The sequence below is a fragment of the Streptomyces canus genome (genome assembly GCF_030815415.1).
GTDB classification, from domain to species: domain Bacteria; phylum Actinomycetota; class Actinomycetes; order Streptomycetales; family Streptomycetaceae; genus Streptomyces; species Streptomyces canus_F.
The window spans coordinates 6,688,124-6,704,158 of sequence record NZ_JAUSWW010000001.1; the positions used below are offsets into that span (position 1 = coordinate 6,688,124).

At 72.3% G+C, this 16,035-nt stretch carries 13 protein-coding genes and 1 pseudogene; 9 read left to right on the forward strand and 5 right to left on the reverse strand.

The window, feature by feature from the left end; all coding sequences use genetic code 11:
- Complete coding sequence (locus QF037_RS30895) at nucleotides 1–393, forward strand: VOC family protein (RefSeq protein WP_307030786.1); 393 nt, start codon at nucleotides 1–3, stop codon at nucleotides 391–393.
- Here QF037_RS30895 and QF037_RS30900 read toward each other — a convergent pair.
- Entirely contained in the window at nucleotides 335–757 is a 423-nt protein-coding gene (locus QF037_RS30900; protein WP_307030788.1) for a hypothetical protein, read from the reverse strand. The genes QF037_RS30895 and QF037_RS30900 overlap by 59 nt on opposite strands.
- 174 nt (nucleotides 758–931) lie before the next feature.
- A complete protein-coding gene (locus tag QF037_RS30905; protein ID WP_307030790.1) occupies nucleotides 932–2,491 on the reverse strand; it encodes a hypothetical protein in 1,560 nt (519 codons plus the stop codon).
- 216 nt (nucleotides 2,492–2,707) lie between these two features.
- Between QF037_RS30905 and QF037_RS30910 the strand changes: the two genes are divergently transcribed.
- From QF037_RS30910 to QF037_RS30930, 5 genes are read left to right on the forward strand one after another with little or no spacing between them, the layout of a single operon-like run.
- Nucleotides 2,708–3,196 (forward strand): hypothetical protein, encoded by a 489-nt coding sequence (locus QF037_RS30910; protein WP_307030793.1) that lies wholly within the window; start codon nucleotides 2,708–2,710, stop codon nucleotides 3,194–3,196.
- 46 nt (nucleotides 3,197–3,242) lie between these two features.
- Nucleotides 3,243–6,491, forward strand: a complete 3,249-nt coding sequence (locus QF037_RS30915) for a S41 family peptidase (protein WP_307030795.1) — start codon at nucleotides 3,243–3,245, stop codon at nucleotides 6,489–6,491.
- A 47-nt stretch (nucleotides 6,492–6,538) separates the two neighbouring features.
- Nucleotides 6,539–6,892: a histidine triad nucleotide-binding protein gene (locus tag QF037_RS30920; protein WP_307030797.1), complete on the forward strand. Its 354-nt coding sequence runs from the start codon at nucleotides 6,539–6,541 to the stop codon at nucleotides 6,890–6,892.
- Between the two features lie 6 nt (nucleotides 6,893–6,898).
- Nucleotides 6,899–7,840 (forward strand): ribonuclease Z, encoded by a 942-nt coding sequence (locus QF037_RS30925; protein WP_307030799.1) that lies wholly within the window; start codon nucleotides 6,899–6,901, stop codon nucleotides 7,838–7,840.
- Between the two features lie 20 nt (nucleotides 7,841–7,860).
- Entirely contained in the window at nucleotides 7,861–8,853 is a 993-nt protein-coding gene (locus tag QF037_RS30930) for an adenosine deaminase (RefSeq protein ID WP_307030801.1), read from the forward strand.
- 60 nt (nucleotides 8,854–8,913) lie between these two features.
- On the opposite strand, the pseudogene QF037_RS30935 reads toward QF037_RS30930, so the two are convergent.
- A pseudogene (locus QF037_RS30935) lies at nucleotides 8,914–10,097 on the reverse strand (MFS transporter).
- A gap of 175 nt (nucleotides 10,098–10,272) precedes the next feature.
- Nucleotides 10,273–11,058, reverse strand: a complete 786-nt coding sequence (locus QF037_RS30940; RefSeq protein WP_307030803.1) for an IclR family transcriptional regulator — start codon at nucleotides 11,056–11,058, stop codon at nucleotides 10,273–10,275.
- Nucleotides 11,059–11,162: 104 nt separating this feature from the next.
- Here QF037_RS30940 and QF037_RS30945 point away from each other — a divergent pair, with 104 nt between their 5' ends.
- The 3 genes from QF037_RS30945 (at nucleotide 11,163) to QF037_RS30955 (ending at nucleotide 15,101) form a co-directional block, all read left to right on the forward strand.
- Nucleotides 11,163–12,104: a 5-dehydro-4-deoxyglucarate dehydratase gene (locus tag QF037_RS30945; protein WP_307030806.1), complete on the forward strand. Its 942-nt coding sequence runs from the start codon at nucleotides 11,163–11,165 to the stop codon at nucleotides 12,102–12,104.
- Complete coding sequence (locus tag QF037_RS30950; protein WP_307030808.1) at nucleotides 12,101–13,390, forward strand: glucarate dehydratase family protein; 1,290 nt, start codon at nucleotides 12,101–12,103, stop codon at nucleotides 13,388–13,390. Before QF037_RS30945 ends, QF037_RS30950 begins: the two co-directional genes overlap by 4 nt.
- A 577-nt stretch (nucleotides 13,391–13,967) precedes the next feature.
- Complete coding sequence (locus QF037_RS30955) at nucleotides 13,968–15,101, forward strand: carbohydrate kinase family protein (RefSeq protein ID WP_373463839.1); 1,134 nt, start codon at nucleotides 13,968–13,970, stop codon at nucleotides 15,099–15,101.
- A 16-nt stretch (nucleotides 15,102–15,117) separates the two neighbouring features.
- Here the strand turns inward: QF037_RS30955 and QF037_RS30960 are convergent, their stop codons facing one another.
- On the reverse strand, nucleotides 15,118–15,840 hold the full coding sequence (locus tag QF037_RS30960) for an FAD binding domain-containing protein (protein WP_307030811.1): 723 nt from the start codon (nucleotides 15,838–15,840) through the stop codon (nucleotides 15,118–15,120).
- Nucleotides 15,841–16,035: the final 195 nt, after the last annotated feature.

The following is a 16,035-nucleotide window of genomic DNA, read 5'->3' on the forward strand; positions in this document are numbered from 1 at the left end:
TTGGAACTCGCCCAAGTCCGGCTGCTCGTCTCCGACTTCCCCGTCTGTTACCGCTTCTACGCCGACGTCCTTGGCCTCAAGGCGCAGTCGGGGGCGACGCAGGGACCGTACGAGAAGTTCAGTCCCGCCACCGGCTCCGCCGGTATCGCCCTCCAGGACCGGTCCATGATGGCCGGAATACTGGGGGAGCTGGGCGACGAGGCGAGCGGGCACCGGTCACTGGTCGTGCTGCGCGTCGACGATCTCGACACCTACTGCGAGCAGATCGCCGAGCGGGGCGCCGAGCTGCTGCACGGGCCCGCCCCCATGACCGACCGGATGCGGGTCGCCCACCTCAAGGACCCGGAGGGCAACCTTGTGGAGCTGCAGGAGTGGCTGCTGCTGCGCGCTTGAGGTCGACGGCCCCGGCGACGGCGTGGAACAGCTCCCAGCCGTCCAGCTCCCGGTCACCGGGCCGCAGCAGTCCGCGCCGGGCGGCTTCGTCGAGCAGGGCGCGTACGACGCCGGGCTCGCGGAGGTTGATCCCCTCGCCCTGGCCGTCGGCCGCGTAGCCCTGGAACCAGGGGTGGCCCTCGGAGACGTACTGCCCCGACCCGGGGCCGCCCGCCCGGAAGACGATCCGGGTGCGGTCGCCGTCCCGGTGCAGGGTGACGATGTCCCGCCAGACGCCGTCAGGGCCCTTCTTCTGGCGGAAGTTCCACAGGTAGGCCGTCCGCTCGTCCACGACGAGACGGCGAAGGCGGCGGTCGTTGCGCATGCCGTCACGCTAGTGCCCCGGCAGGCAACGTTTGCCCCGTCGCGACGCCCGGCACGCACTCTCGCCGCACCGGCCGAAAGCCCAAGTACGTCCAGTACGAGGGCTTCCGGCCGGCACGCCGAGAGCACGCACCGGACGCCGCTCCTTGACGGGCAAACGTTGCCTGCCGCGGCACTAGACGGACGGGCAGCGCTCGGTCTTCGGGTTTTCCGCGGGGATCAGCCGGACGTCCTCGCGGCGGACCGCGAAGGACTCCTGGACGTCGCCGTTCTTGCGCTTCGGGTCCCAGAGCCAGATCCAGTCGCCCGAGGTGCCGAAGGACAGGACGGGGTGGTCGGTCGGGGCCGGGCCGTTCTCGACGGGGAGCGGCTTGTCCGGGTCCACCGGGCTCAGACACATGAAGTGGCCGTAGATGCCGAAGTAGGGCTTCGGTTCCTCGCCGTCGCGGGCGGCGTTCTCGGCGTCCCGGCCGGCGGTCTTGGCCGCCTGCGAGGTGCCCAGGAGGATGGCGCCCAGCGCGTAGGAGACGAGCAGCAGGCTCGCCAGGACCGCGGCGAAGAAGCGGTTGCCGCTGTCCCGGCCCAGGTGGAAGTGGCGCAGCCAGCCCACCACCGCCAGGAAGAACAGCATGCTGCCCAGGGCGAGGCCCATGGGTTCGCCGGCCGCCAGATAGGTGCCGAGACGGGGTGTGGGCACGGCGTTCGCGCGGATGTCGAAGCGGTCCAGATACGACGCATGCATCTGGCCGCCCAGCCAGTTGACCATCGACCACACCACCGGCACCGACAACGGCAGCAGCCAGGCCGCATGCCGGGTGAAGATCGTCCGGCGCAGCGCGAGCACCGTCCCGGCCCCGGTGAACGCGACCACCGCCATCACCAGCACGACCGCCCACAGCACCCGCGGCTCGGTGTCCGTGCCCACCAGTGCCCCGAAACCCGCCATCGCCGAGGTCCCCGCCACCCCCGCCGCCCACTGCACCGGCCGCCCCCGGTCCCGGGTCTCCTTCGCCATCCGGCCCAGCGGCAGCGCCCCTGCCGTGCTCAGCAGCGCGGGCAGCAGCTTCCACCAGCCGTCCGCCCACACCACGTACATCCCGCAGACAGCCGCCAGCACGATCCCGGCCGCGCCCGCCGTCACCCAGGTCCAACGGACCCGGCGTGCGTGCGGGGTCTCGTCCAGCGGCGGATTCGCGTCCGAGTGCCCCGGCACCCGCAGCCCGTGCGCGGCGGGGTCGAAAACCCGCCCGCCCAGCGCCCGGGCGGCCAGCTCGGTGCGCGCGGCCTCCCGGGACTCCGGCCCCGCCGGCACCGTCACCGCCCGCTGCTCGTCCGCGAACCCCAGCCAGGTCAACAGGCCGCCCCAGGAGGGCAGTACGCGATGCACGTGGTACGTCGTCGTCGCCGGCCGGGGGTGCTCCACCAGGGCCGCGTCCCGCACCCATGCGCCCAACTCCGCCTGTCGGGCGAGCCGTTCGACCTCCGCGGTGGCCGTGCGCAGCGCTCCCAGACGGGCTCCGTGCAGCCGGATCTCGACGACGAGCGAGGTGCGGTGCGGCGCGGCGGGGGCGGACTCCCCGGCCTCGGCCGGACGCACGGTCCAGCCCCGCTCCTCGAACAGGGCTGTCACATAGGCCACTTCATCCGCCTGGTCGACCACGTCGACAAGCATCCGCACCCGACGCCGACGCGGCGGAGCGGGCGGCCCCGCCGTCGGGTCGGGCGCCGTTTCCACGGACTGCGGGGTGTCGTCCGAGGGGCGCGGCGCGGGCAGAACGCGCCGACGGAGCGGCGAGCTGGGCAACGGTCCTCCAGATGATCGTGTGTCAGTCGATTGTGGGGCGAGTGTCCGTATGCGCTCTACCGCGGCGGCCGTGACAGTGGGAAGCTGCCCTCCATGGGGGTATTGCTCAGGTTTTGGGGCCGCCCGCGAGGACACCGGGTCCAGCGGGTGGCAGCCGTGTCCGTGCTCGCGGTCGTGGTCGCCGGCGGGCTCACCGCCTGTGATCCGGCGGGGCTGAACTCCGCGTCCGTGGCGTACACGACCGATCAGACGGTCACCAAGGAGCTGGAGCGTCAGAAGGCCAACGTGCAGTGGCTGACCTGCCAGGCCTCCTACGGGAACCGGCCCACGCCGACGGCGACCGACAACGCCGTCGCCGAGGTCCACTGCACCGGGGAGACCACCAGCAATCAGGACATCGACGTCGACGGCAAGATCACCCGTGTGGTCAACGGGCAGTGTGTGCGCGGTGAGCTGACCGCGAAGATCGACGGCAAGCAGTGGTTCCAGGTCAACGGACTGGGCAACTGCGACGCCTCGCCCGAGCCGAACAACCCGGGCGGCAACGGGCAGCCGGGGGACACCGTCACCGTGACGGTCACGGAGACCATCTGGTGCGACAAGTACCCGGACTGCAGGCCCGTCCAGGGCAAGTGATCCAAAGCCCTGTCCGTGGGCCGTCGGCCCTGCATAGGGTTGACGGGTGACACAGCCCGCGACGCCCTCGTATCTCCGGTTTCCGCACCTGCACGGCGACTTGGCGGCCTTCACCGCCGAGGACGACGTATGGATCGCCCCCCTCGACGGCGGCCGGGCCTGGCGGGTCAGCGCCGACAACGTGCCCGTCTCCACACCGCGCATCTCGCCCGACGGCACCACCGTCGCTTGGACCTCCACCCGGGACGGCGCCCCCGAGGTGCACATCGCCCCGGTGGACGGCGGTCCCGCCAAGCGGCTGACGCACTGGGGTAGTTGGCGTACCCAGGTGCGCGGCTGGACCCCGGACGGCCAGGTCCTCGCGATCACCACCCACGGCCAGGCCAGCCTGCGCCGCTCCTGGGCACACGCCGTCCCGCTCGACGGGGGACCGTCGACCCTCCTGCCGTACGGGCCCGTGGGCGGTGTCGCGTTCGGACCGTCCACCGTGCTGCTGTCCGCGCCGATGGGGCGGGAGGCCGCCTGGTGGAAGCGGTACCGGGGCGGCACGGCGGGCAAGCTGTGGATCGATCACGAGGGCGACGGCGAGTTCGTACGGCTGCACGAAGACCTCGACGGGAACATCGAGTTCCCGGTGTGGGCGGGGGTGGGGGTCCCCCCGGTCGAGCGAAGCCGAGAGTGGGGGAGGATTGCCTTTCTCTCCGACCACGAAGGCGTCGGCGCGCTGTACTCCTCCCTCGCCGACGGGTCCGATCTGCGGCGCCACACACCCCTCGACGGGTTCTACGCCCGGCACGCCGCCGGTGACGGCACCCGCGTCATCCACACCTCGGCCGGTGAACTGTGGGTCCTGGACGACCTGGACGGGGCCGAGCCGCGCCGGCTGGAGGTGCGGCTCGGCGGACAGCGCGTCGACCGGCAGCCGTTCGCGGTGAACGCCTCGCGCTGGTTCGGCTCCGCCGCCCCCGACCACACCGCGCGCGGCAGCGCGGTCGCCGTCCGGGGCGCTGTGCACTGGGTCACCCACCGCTCCGGTCCGACCCGGGCGCTGGCCGCCGAACCCGGCGTACGGGCCCGGCTGCCCCGCACCTTCCGCACGGAGGGCGAGGAGTGGGTGGTGTGGGTGACCGACGCGGAGGGCGACGACGCCCTGGAGTTCGCGCCCGCCACCGGCCTCGCCCCCGGTGCCACCCCGCGCCGCCTCGCCGCCGGACAGCTCGGCCGGGTCCTCGGGCTCGCCATGGCCCCCGACGGCAGCCGGGCCGCGGTCGCCGCGCACGACGGCCGCGTCCTGCTCGTCGAGCGGGAGACCGGCGAGGTCCGCGAGGTGGACCGGAGCGCCGACGGCGACGTCTCCGGGCTGGTCTTCTCGCCCGACTCGACCTGGCTCGCCTGGTCCCACCCCGGCCCGCGCCCGCTCCGCCAGCTCCGCCTCGCCAACACCACCGACCTCTCCGTCACCGAGGCGACCCCGCTCCGCTTCCAGGACTACGCGCCGACCTTCACCCTGGACGGCAAGCACCTCGCCTTCCTCTCCACCCGCTCCTTCGACCCGGTCTACGACGAGCACGTCTTCGACCTCGCCTTCGTGGTCGGCGACCGCCCGCACCTGATCACGCTCGCCGCGACCACGCCCTCGCCGTTCGGCCCGCAGCGGCACGGCCGCCCCTTCGAGGCCCCGGACAAGGACGAGACACCCGACAGCGAGGGCACCCCGGCCACCCGCATCGACCTCGAGGGCCTCGCCGACCGGATCGTGCCGTTCCCGGTCGAGGCCGCCCGCTACTCCAACCTGCGCGCGGCGAAGGACGGCGTGCTGTGGCTGCGTCACCCGGTGCAGGGTGTCCTCGGCTCGTCCCGGGCCACCCCGGACGACCCCGACCCCAAGACCGAGCTGGAGCGCTACGACCTCGCCCAGCAGCGCCTGGAGCATCTCGCCGCCGACGCCGACCACTTCGCGGTCAGCGGGGACGGCAAGCGGGTCCTGCTGTGGACCGACGGGCGGCTGAAGGTCGTCCCGAGCGACCGGCGGGCCTCGGGCGACGAGGACAGCGACAGCAACATCACCGTCGACCTCGCCCGGATCCGGCAGACCGCCGACCCGTCGGCCGAGTGGCGGCAGATGTACGAGGAGACCGGCCGCATCATGCGGGACCACTTCTGGCGCCCCGACATGAGCGGTGTCGACTGGTCCGGCGTCCTGGACCGCTACCGCCCCGTGGTGGACCGGGTCGCCACCCACGACGACCTCGTCGACCTCCTCTGGGAGGTGCAGGGCGAGCTCGGCACCTCGCACGCCTACGTCATGCCGCGCGGCGGCTACGGCAGCGGCCCGCGCCAAGGGCTCCTCGGCGCCGACATCTCCCGCCACGACGACGGCCCCCAGGGTGCGCCGCAGTGGCGTATCGACCGCATCCTGCCGACCGAGACCTCCGACCCCGACGCCCGTTCCCCGCTCGCCGCGCCCGGTGTCGCGGTGCGCGCGGGCGACGCGATCGTCGCGGTCGGCGGGCATCCGGTCGACCCGGTCACCGGTCCCGGCCCGCTCCTCGTCGGCACGGCGGGCAAGCCGGTCGAGCTGACCGTCTCGCCGTCCGGCGGCGGTGACGTGCGGCACGCCGTCGTCGTACCGATCGCGGACGAGGAACCGCTGCGCTACCACGCGTGGGTCGCGGACCGGCGGGCGTACGTCCACGAGAGGTCCGGTGGCCGGCTCGGCTACCTGCACGTCCCCGACATGCAGGCTCCCGGCTGGGCGCAGATCCACCGTGACCTGCGGGTCGAGGTGGCTCGTGAGGGGCTGGTCGTCGACGTCCGGGAGAACCGCGGCGGTCACACGTCCCAGCTCGTCGTCGAGAAGCTGGCCCGGCGGATCGTCGGCTGGGCCCTGCCGCGCGGGCTGCGGCCGTACAGCTACCCCGAGGACGCGCCGAGGGGCCCGGTGGTCGCCGTGGCGAACGAGTTCTCGGGCTCCGACGGCGACATCGTCAACGCGGCGATCAAGGCGCTGGGGATCGGTCCGGTGGTCGGCACGCGGACCTGGGGCGGCGTCATCGGGATCGACAGCCGGTACCGGCTCGTCGACGGCACGCTGATCACCCAGCCCAAGTACGCGTTCTGGCTGGAGGGTTACGAGTGGGGCGTGGAGAACCACGGCGTGGACCCGGACGTCGAGGTGGTCCAGCGCCCGCAGGACCACGGCGCGGGGAAGGACGTACAACTGGACGAGGCGGTACGCATCGCGCTGGAGGCCCTGGAGCGGACTCCGGCGAAGGTGCCTCCGTCGCTTCCCTGACCTGATCGATACGATGCCCCCACACCCGCGACCCGAAGGGACACCACATGCCAGGGGAACCGCAGGACGACTGCCTGTTCTGCAAGATCGTCGCAGGGCACATCCCGGCGACGATCGTCCGTGAGACGGACACCACCGTCGCCTTCCGGGACATCAACCCCCAGGCCCCCACGCACGTCCTGGTGATCCCCAAGGCGCACTACGAGAACGCCGCGACCCTCGCCGCCGCCGAACCGGCCCTCGCCGCCGACGTCCTCGGCGAGGCGCAGTCCGTCGCCGACGAGGACAAGCTGGAGAGCTACCGCATCGTCTTCAACACCGGTGCCGGTGCCGGCCAGACCGTCTTCCACGCGCACGCGCACGTCCTGGGCGGTCGTGGTCTGCAGTGGCCGCCCGGGTAAGTCACCGTGTCCGTACGTGAATTGGTGGTCCTCGGCACCGCCAGCCAGGTTCCCACCCGGCACCGCAACCACAACGGCTACCTCCTGCGCTGGGACGGCGAGGGCATCCTCTTCGACCCGGGCGAGGGCACCCAGCGCCAGATGCTGCGGGCCGGTGTCGCCGCGCACGACCTGAACCGGATCTGCGTCACGCACTTCCACGGCGACCATTCGCTGGGGCTCGCCGGTGTCATCCAGCGCATCAACCTCGACAAGGTCCCGCACCCGGTCACGGCCCACTACCCGAAGTCCGGCCAGCGCTTCTTCGACCGGCTGCGGTACTCCACGGCGTACCGGGAGACCGTCGGGATCACCGAGGCACCGGTGAGTGCGGACGGGCCGCTGGCCACGGGCTCTTCCTACGAGCTGGAGACCCGCAAGCTCTCCCACCCCGTCGAGTCGTACGGCTATCGCGTCGTCGAACCCGACGGCCGCCGCATGCTGCCCGACCGCCTCGCCGCGCACGGCATCAAGGGCCCGGACGTCGGCCGGATCCAGCGGGAGGGCTCGGTCAGCGGGGTCCTTCTCGAGGACGTCAGCGAGGTGCGGCGCGGGCAGCGGTTCGCGTTCGTCATGGACACCCGGCTGTGCGACGGCGTGCACGCGCTGGCCGAGGGGTGCGACATGCTCGTCATCGAGTCGACGTTCCTGGACGAGGACATCGACCTGGCGGTCGACCACGGCCATCTGACCGCCGGGCAGGCGGCCACGGTGGCGCGGGACGCCGGCGTACGGCATCTCGTGCTCACGCACTTCAGCCAGCGCTACAGCGACCATGGGGGCACCTCCCGCTCGAGCGAAGCCGAGAGTGGGGGAGAGTTCGAACGGCAGGCGCGGGCGGCGGGCTTCGAGGGCGAGCTGACGGTCGCACACGATCTGCTGCGGGTGCCGGTTCCGAAACGGCGGTAAACCACCCGTACGATGCTTCGATGCCCCTCCCCAAAGCTGAACTGCACCTCCACATCGAAGGCACGCTGGAGCCCGAGCTGGCGTTTGAGCTGGCCGCCCGCAACGGCGTCGAGCTGCCGTACGCGGACACGGACGAGCTCCGCAAGGCGTACCAGTTCGAGGACCTCCAGTCCTTCCTGAACCTGTACTACGAGCTCATGGCCGTCCTGCGCACCGAGCGGGACTTCGAGGACCTCGCGAACGCGTATCTCGCCCGTGCCGCCGCGCAGGGGGTGCGGCACGCGGAGATCTTCTTCGACCCGCAGGCGCACCTCGCGCGCGGTGTGGGCATGGGGACGGTCGTCGACGGGCTGTGGCGGGCGCTCGGCAGCAGCGAGGCGAACCACGGTGTCTCCACGCAGCTGATCCTGTGCTTCCTGCGGGACGAGTCCGCCGAGTCGGCCCTGGAGACGCTGGACGCCGCCAAGCCGTATCTCGACCGGATCGTCGGCGTCGGGCTCGACTCCGCCGAGGTCGGGCATCCGCCGGTCAAGTTCCGCGAGGTGTACGAGGCGGCTGCGGCCCTTGGTCTGCGGCGGGTGGCGCATGCCGGGGAGGAGGGGCCGCCGGAGTACATCACGCAGGCCCTTGATGTGCTCGGCGTGGAGCGGATCGATCATGGGCTGCGGTGCATGGAGGACCCCGAGCTGGTCTCGCGGTTGGTCCGGGACCGCGTGCCGCTGACGCTGTGCCCGTTGTCGAACGTGCGGCTGCGGACGGTTGATGTGCTGGCGGATCATCCGCTTCCGGCGATGCTGGACGCGGGGTTGTTGTGCACGGTGAACTCTGATGACCCGGCGTACTTCGGGGGGTACGCCGGGGACAACTTCGATGCGGTGCGCTCGGCGCTGGGCCTTGGCGAGGAGCGGTTGCGCGAGCTGGCTCGGAACTCGTTCGTCGCGTCCTTCTTGGAGCATGACGAGGAGCGGCGTCAGCGGTATCTGGGTGAAGTGGAGAGCTACGAGTTCTCGTAGTCGTCATGCTGCGGCCGGTGGGGGTTGATCGCGCAGTTCCCCGCGCCCCTGGCGGGGCGCTTACGCGGCCGTTGCCCTGTCGTATGCCGGAGCCTCCACCGGGATTTCCACCACCGGCAGTTTGTGGCGTCCCGTGCCCACTGCCACTGCCGTCATCGGTACGGCGATGACCAACAGCCCTGCTGCCAGGACCAGGCCCATCGCCGGGAAGCCTGCCTGGGCCGCCAGCAGGCTGCCGGTCAGGGGGCCTGCCGCCGTGCCCAGTGATGATGCCGAGCCGACCAGGACCGCCCATCTGCCGCGGGGGTCCAGGGAGGCGGCCAGGCCTATGACGTAGGACAGGACGATCGGGTAGAGCGTGTTCCAGGCGATCTCGCCCGTTGCGAAGGTCGTGAGGTCGGTCGCGGAGGCGCTGAGGGCGATGCAGGCGGCGATCAGGGCCGTGCCCGCGCCGATGGGCAGGGCGTGGCCGAGACGGGGGCCGAGGGTGCCCGCGCCGATGACGCCGAGCAGGCCCGCGCCGAGCGCCACGGCGAAGACGGCGCCGACCGTGGCCTCCGTCAGGTGGGCCTGGGTGAGGCCGATGTGGCCGCTGACGCCCCAGAGGGCGTTCTGGGCGAGGGACCAGCAGGGGAGGGTGGCGGCGAGGAGCAGGCCGGACCGGAAGTGGGGGAGGGGGGTGTCCGGCGGGTCTGCGGGGTGGCGGCCGTGTCCAGCGGGAGACGGTTCGTCAGGGGCCAGACCGCGAGGGCGGTGAGGGCGATCGCGGCCAGGGGTTGGCCGTGGCCCGGCCCCAGGTGCGGGACGGTCAGATAGACGGCGCCCGCCAGGGCGGAGACGCCGAGCAGACCGAGTGTGGTCGTGCGGTGCGGGTCGCGCTGGGCGGCGATCCCGGTGGCGGCGACCGTGGTGGCCGTACCGGATCCGAACCCGCCGATCATCGCGCCGGTGACGACGGCCGCGACGCCGCCGCTGAGCGCGGCCCAGCCGTAGCCGGCCACCGCGAGGGCGAGTCCGATCCGCGCCAGCCGCCGCGCGCCGATCCGGTCCACCTTCGACGCCAGCAGGAACCCCGCGGCCGCCGAACTCAGCAGCAGCGCACTGCCGACGGCGCCCGCCTGAGTGGCGGTCAGTGGAAGACCCGAATCCAGTCTGCCGACGGTGGTCGGGAGGAGGTACGGGGCGACGTACCCGGCCGTGAAAAGGGCGACAAAGGGCCAGGCGATGGTGCGGGGGGCGAACACGGGCGTTCCCTGGGCATGCGAAAGAAGCGGCTCAAAAGGGTGATTGGGCGACGACCGTCGACGGACAGGAACGCGCGGGCAATTTGTATCAAGCACGCGGTTTCAGAAGAAGAGTGGGGGGTGTGATCTGAGGCACGTGGTGTTTCGGGTGGGGAATGCCGGGTAAACGAGCGCCTCAACGCCAGTGAACAGCGGCCCCGCCCGCCGCCGGTACTGTCGCCTCGATCTTGGCCCTGACCTCCCGCATCACCGCGATGATCTGCTCCTCGTGCGCCGGGGTCAGCCGGGCCACCGGGACCGAGCAGCTGATGGCGTCCTGGGCGGGGGAGTCGTACCGCAGCGCGAAGCCGAAGCCGATGATGCCGAGGACGCCCTCCTCGCGGTCGACGGAGTGGCCCCGGGAGCGGATCTCGCGGAGGTCGGCCGTCAGGGCGTCGCGGGTGGTGTGGGAGTTGGGGGTCAGGGCCTCGTACGGGCCCTCCGGCAGCTCGTCGTCGGGGTGTTCGGCCAGGAGGGCCTTGCCCAGGGCGCCGACGTGGGCGGGGAGGCGGCGGCCGACGCGGCTGATCGTGCGCAGGTACTCGTGGGACTCGCGGGTCGCCAGATACGCCACGTCCCGGCCGTCCAGGCGGCCCATGTGGATGGTCTCGCCGAGCGACTGGGACGCCTCGTCGAGATAGGGGCGTACGCCCCGGACGCGTGGGTCGGAGTCGAGGTAGCTCGTGCCGGTCAGCAGGGCGTGGATGCCGATGCCGTAGAGCGAACCGGTGATGTCGGTGCGGACCCAGCCGCGGGAGATCAGGGTCTGCAGCAGCGCGTACATCGAGCTGCGCGGCACCTCCAGCTCGTCCGCCAGCTCCTGCAGCCGCGCCGGGCGGTCCCCGCGCGCGGCCAGCACTTCCAGCAGCTCGACCGTCCGCGCGGCCGACTTCACCTCGCGCACGCCCCCTGTCTCCGACATGCACCGATCGTAATCGGGGTGTCCGCGCCATTGACGGTCGCGGTTCGCGTATCTAATCTCCATCTTCATACGTGGATAGTGTCTACATAGGGAGATGATTGAGGGTGAGTCTCGATACGGGCGACGTCGTGCGGCGGCTGGAGGAGGGCATGGCGGGCGGCGTCCTGTCGTTCCCGCTGACCAGCTTCCACGCCGACGGCTCCCTCGACCCGGACGGCTTCCGCACCCATGTCGCCGCCCAGATCGCCACCGCCCCCGGCGCCGTCTTCCCCGCCTGCGGCACCGGCGAGTTCTTCTCACTGGACGAGGACGAGTACCGGACCGTGGTCTCGGCGGCCGTCCAGGAGTCCGCCGGCCGGGTGCCCGTCGTCGCCGGGATCGGCTACGGCTGGGCGCAGGCCGTCCGCTTCGCCCGCATCGCCGAGGAGGCCGGCGCCGACGCGCTGCTGGTGCTCCCGCACTACCTGGTCGCCGCTCCGCAGGAGGGCCTCGTCCGGCAGGTGGCGGAGATCGCCGCGCGGACCCGGCTGCCGCTCATCGCCTACCAGCGCGGACAGGTCGCTTTCGGCGTGGAGGCGTTCCGGCAGCTGGCCGCCATCCCCACCGTCATCGGCCTCAAGGACGGCCACAGCGACCTCGACCGCCTCCAGCGCCTCACCCTCGCCGCCCCCGGGGGCTTCCTCTTCTTCAACGGCGCCGCCACCGCCGAGATCCAGGCCCGCGCCTATGCCACCGTCGGCGTCCCCGCCTACTCCTCCGCCGTCCACGCCTTCGCCCCGGAGATCGCCGACGCCTTCTTCGGCGCGCTGAAAACCGGCGACGAGGGCACGGTGGAGAAGCTGCTGCGCGACTTCTACGTCCCGCTCGTCGAACTCCGCGACCGCGTCCCGGGCTACGCCGTGTCGCTGGTGAAGGCCGCGGCCCGGCTGCGGGGCCGTCCCGTGGGTCCCGTACGCGCGCCCCTGACCGATCCGTCGGCCGCCGATCTGGCCGACCTCACGTCCCTCCTCGCCACCGGCCTCGACCTCGTAGGAGCCGACCTGTGAACCTCACCATCACGGATGTCCGGCTGACGCCGATCCTCGTCGCCGACCCGCCGCTGCTCAACACACAGGGCGTGCACCAGCCGTACACCCCGCGGCTGATCGTGGAGGTGGAGACCGCGGACGGGGTGACCGGGATCGGTGAGACGTACGGCGACACCAAGTACCTGGAGCTGGCGCGGCCCTTCGCCGAGAAGCTGGTGGGGCGGCAGGTGTCCGACCTGAACGGGCTGTTCACGGTCGCCGAGGAAGTCTCGGTCGACTCCTCCCGGGTCTCCGGGCAGGTCGACGTCGGCGGGCTGCGCGGTGTCCAGACCGCCGACAAGCTGCGGCTGTCCGTCGTCTCCGGGTTCGAGGTCGCCTGTCTCGACGCGCTCGGCAAGACGCTCGGGCTGCCGGTGCACGCGCTGCTCGGAGGGAAGGTGCGGGACGCGGTCGAGTACAGCGCGTACCTGTTCTACCGGTGGGCCGATCACCCCTCCGGCGTGGCCTGCGAGAAGGACGACTGGGGGGCGGCTGTGGATCCCGCCGGGGTCGTGGAGCAGGCGCGGCTGTTCAAGGAGCGGTACGGGTTCACGTCGTTCAAGCTGAAGGGCGGGGTCTTTCCGCCGGACGAGGAGATCGCCGCCGTTCGGGCGCTGGCGGAGGCCTTTCCCGGGCATCCGCTGCGGCTCGACCCCAACGGGGCCTGGTCCGTGGAGACTTCACTGAAGGTCGCCGAGGAGCTCGGGGACGTCCTCGAATACCTGGAGGATCCGGCGCTCGGTACGCCGGCCATGGCCGAGGTGTCCGCCGGGACCGATGTGCCGCTCGCCACCAACATGTGCGTGACGACTTTCGCGGAGATCAAGGAGGCGTTCACGCGCGATGCCGTTCAGGTGGTGCTGTCGGATCACCACTACTGGGGAGGGTTGCGCAACACCCAGCAACTCGCTGCGATCTGCCGGACGTTCGGGGTCGGGGTGTCCATGCACTCCAACACCCATCTGGGGATCTCGCTGGCGGCGATGACGCATGTGGCGGCCACCGTGCCCAACCTCCACCACGCGTGCGACTCCCACTATCCCTGGCAGTCGGAGGACGTTCTCACCTCGCGGCTGACCTTCGACGACGGCAAGGTCGCTGTCTTGGACGCGCCGGGTCTCGGGGTCGAACTGGACCGGGAGAAGCTGGAGTTCCTGCATCAGCGGTGGCTCGACGACGACGGGGCGTTGCGGGAGCGGGACGACGCGGCGGCGATGCGGGTCGCCGAGCCGGGGTGGGTGACGCCGAGCGTGCCTCGCTGGTAGCGCCGGGCTTTTTCTCGCCCCCGCCGCCCCTACCCGTCCCATCCTCCAGGGGCTGCCGCCCCTTCGACCCCGCCCCCAGGGGGCTCCGCCCCCTGGACCCCCATCGGCCCGAAGGGCCTCGTCCTCAAACGCCGGACGGGCTGAAATAGCGGGACCGGCATCGAGAGGCGGAGCCCTCTCCGGGTGGGTGGGGGCTGGGGACGGCAGGTCCTCGTTCTCGAACGCTGGAGGGGCTGAGTTTGCCTGGGCCGGTGTCGAGTGGTGCAGCCGCCTGCGGGTGGGTGGGGGCTGGGGACGGCAGGTCCTCGTTCTCGAACGCTGGAGGGGCTGAGTTTGCCTGGGCCGGTGTCGAGAGGCGGAGCCCTCTGGGCGGCGGGTGCGACGACCGGATCCGGACACGGCCCGCGAAGGGGCCGGTGGCCTCCCCGGCCCCCAGGGCGGCTCCCGGAGCGGCTCGCAGCGCCCGGCCGGGGCCGTCGGCGGCCTGACGTGACGGGCGGGTCGGGCGTGAGGGGCGGCCGGTTGTCAGTGGTGTGGTGCAGACTGGCCTGATCGGCACCACGTCAGGGAGCGCACCGTGATCGTGTCCGGGAAGGGACCGTCGTACGACACCGGAGAGATCGGCCACTGCCAGGCCCGGGTCGACCCGCTGGCCGCCCTGCGCGCACCGGACGACCCGCCCTGGGACGTGTATCTGACCGGCCCCGTCTTCCTCGACATCATCTTCACCGGGCTCGACTCCGCCCCGGTCCGCGGGACCGAGTCCTGGGCGCGCGGGATGGGGTCGAGCCCCGGCGGCGTCGCGAACATGGCCACCGCGCTGGCCCGGCTGGGGCTGAAAACGTCCCTTGCCGCCGCCTTCGGCTCCGATCACTACGGCGAGTACTGCTGGGACGCCCTGGAGCAGGGCGAGGGCATCGACCTCTCACCGTCCCGCACGGTCACCGGCTGGCACTCCCCGGTCACCGTCTCGATGGCGTACGAGGGCGAGCGCACGATGGTCTCCCACGGGCACGAGCCGCCCCCCGAGGAAGCCGCCCCGGACTGCCCGCCCCGCGCGCGTGCGGCCGTGGCCTCGCTGGTGCCGGGCAAGCGGGCCCCCTGGATCACCCAGGCCGCGCGTGAGGGCACTCGCATCTTCGCCGACGTCGGCTGGGACGAGACCGGTGCCTGGGACCTGGCGGGTCTGGCCGACCTGGAGCACTGCGAGGCGTTCCTGCCGAACGCGGAAGAGGCCATGCGGTACACCGGCGCCTCCTGCCCCCGCGAGGCCGCCCACGCCCTCACCGCACACGTGCCGCTGGCCGTGGTCACCCTCGGCGCGGACGGCGCGTACGCGGTGGACCGGCGCACGGGGGAGACCGCCGAGGTCCCCGCCATCGCCGTGGAGGCACTCGACCCCACCGGCGCCGGCGATGTCTTCGTGGCCGGCTTCGTCACCGGCACGCTGGCGGGCTGGCCGCTGGCCGACCGGCTGGCCTTCGCGGGGCTCACGGCCGCGCTGTCGGTGCAGGAGTTCGGTGGGTCGCTGTCGGCGCCGGGCTGGTCCGAGATCGGGGCCTGGTGGCGCAAGGTCCAGTCCGTCGAGGGACAGGACCCGACGGCCCTGCGGCGCTACGGGTTCCTGGCGGACCTGGTGCCTACGGAGCAGACGAGGCCGTGGCCGTTGCGGCGGGCGGTGCCGACCATCGGCTTCCGCCGGTCGGCCTGACGCGCGGCGGGCAGCTTCAGGCGGCGCGGGCGAGGACGGCGGTCACCTCTTCGCGGACCACGTCCCACGCTCCGGCGGGCAGCGCGCCGATCGGTGTGCGCGCCAGGGCGTCGAGGACCGGGCCGTTCCCCGTGTCGTACTCCACGCTCTCGCAGAGCACGTCGTAGCCGTCCCGGACGGCGATCCGCAGGACGTGTCCGTCCGTCCCGTCCCTCCCGGCCGTCACCGCGACCGCGACGACGAGCGGCGGTGCGCCGCCCGGCTCGTCGGGCAGCTTGCGGTGGCTGCTGGCCAGCGGGGTGCGCCAGCGCAGACTCAGCAGCACCGGACGCTTCGCCGTGAGCTCGCTCAGGTCGGTCTCGTAGGGGCCCTCCGCGTCCAGCACCGTGGCGCGGGCGTCCAGGACGAGCGCCGCGGGGAGAAGGCAGCGCAGAGTGCTGCCGACGATGTTCCCGCCGACCGTCGCGGCCCGGCGCACCGCCCCGGTACCCACCCGCGAGGCCGCCCGGCGCAGCACCTCCGGGACCCGGTCGTCGACCCGGGACAGCAGCACCGCCGCCCCCAGCTCCTCGGCGGCGAGCACATTGGCCTCCGGCACCTCGCGCAGCGACACCGCCTGCTCCGGGAAGCCGTCCCGTTGCCAGAGGGCCCACTGGAGCGTGGCACCGCCGACGGGTATCGCTCCCTCGGACAGACACCGCTGTGCCTCGGACACGGACGTGGGCAGAAGCAACAGCACGGCCGACCTGCTTTCCCCGGACTTACGGCGACGAACGGAGCCGCCCCGAACATGCGTGGCACGGACGGGGCGGATTCTGCCCATGCGTGCGGGGGGAGCATGCAGGGCTCACCGTTTCACGCAGGGCGCCCTCATCCGTCGGTGCCGCCGAGGCGGTCCGTCGCCCGAAAAGGCCTACGGGGTTGTCAGTCCAGC

What these genes read in the sequence shown, in the direction of transcription:
- QF037_RS30900 (WP_307030788.1), bottom strand. Translation starts at nt 757, where the DNA reads ATGCGCAACGACCGCCGCCTTCGCCGTCTCGTCGTGGACGAGCGGACG.
- QF037_RS30920 (WP_307030797.1), top strand. Translation starts at nt 6,539, where the DNA reads ATGCCAGGGGAACCGCAGGACGACTGCCTGTTCTGCAAGATCGTCGCA.
- QF037_RS30930 (WP_307030801.1), top strand. Translation starts at nt 7,861, where the DNA reads ATGCCCCTCCCCAAAGCTGAACTGCACCTCCACATCGAAGGCACGCTG.
- QF037_RS30940 (WP_307030803.1), bottom strand. Translation starts at nt 11,058, where the DNA reads ATGTCGGAGACAGGGGGCGTGCGCGAGGTGAAGTCGGCCGCGCGGACG.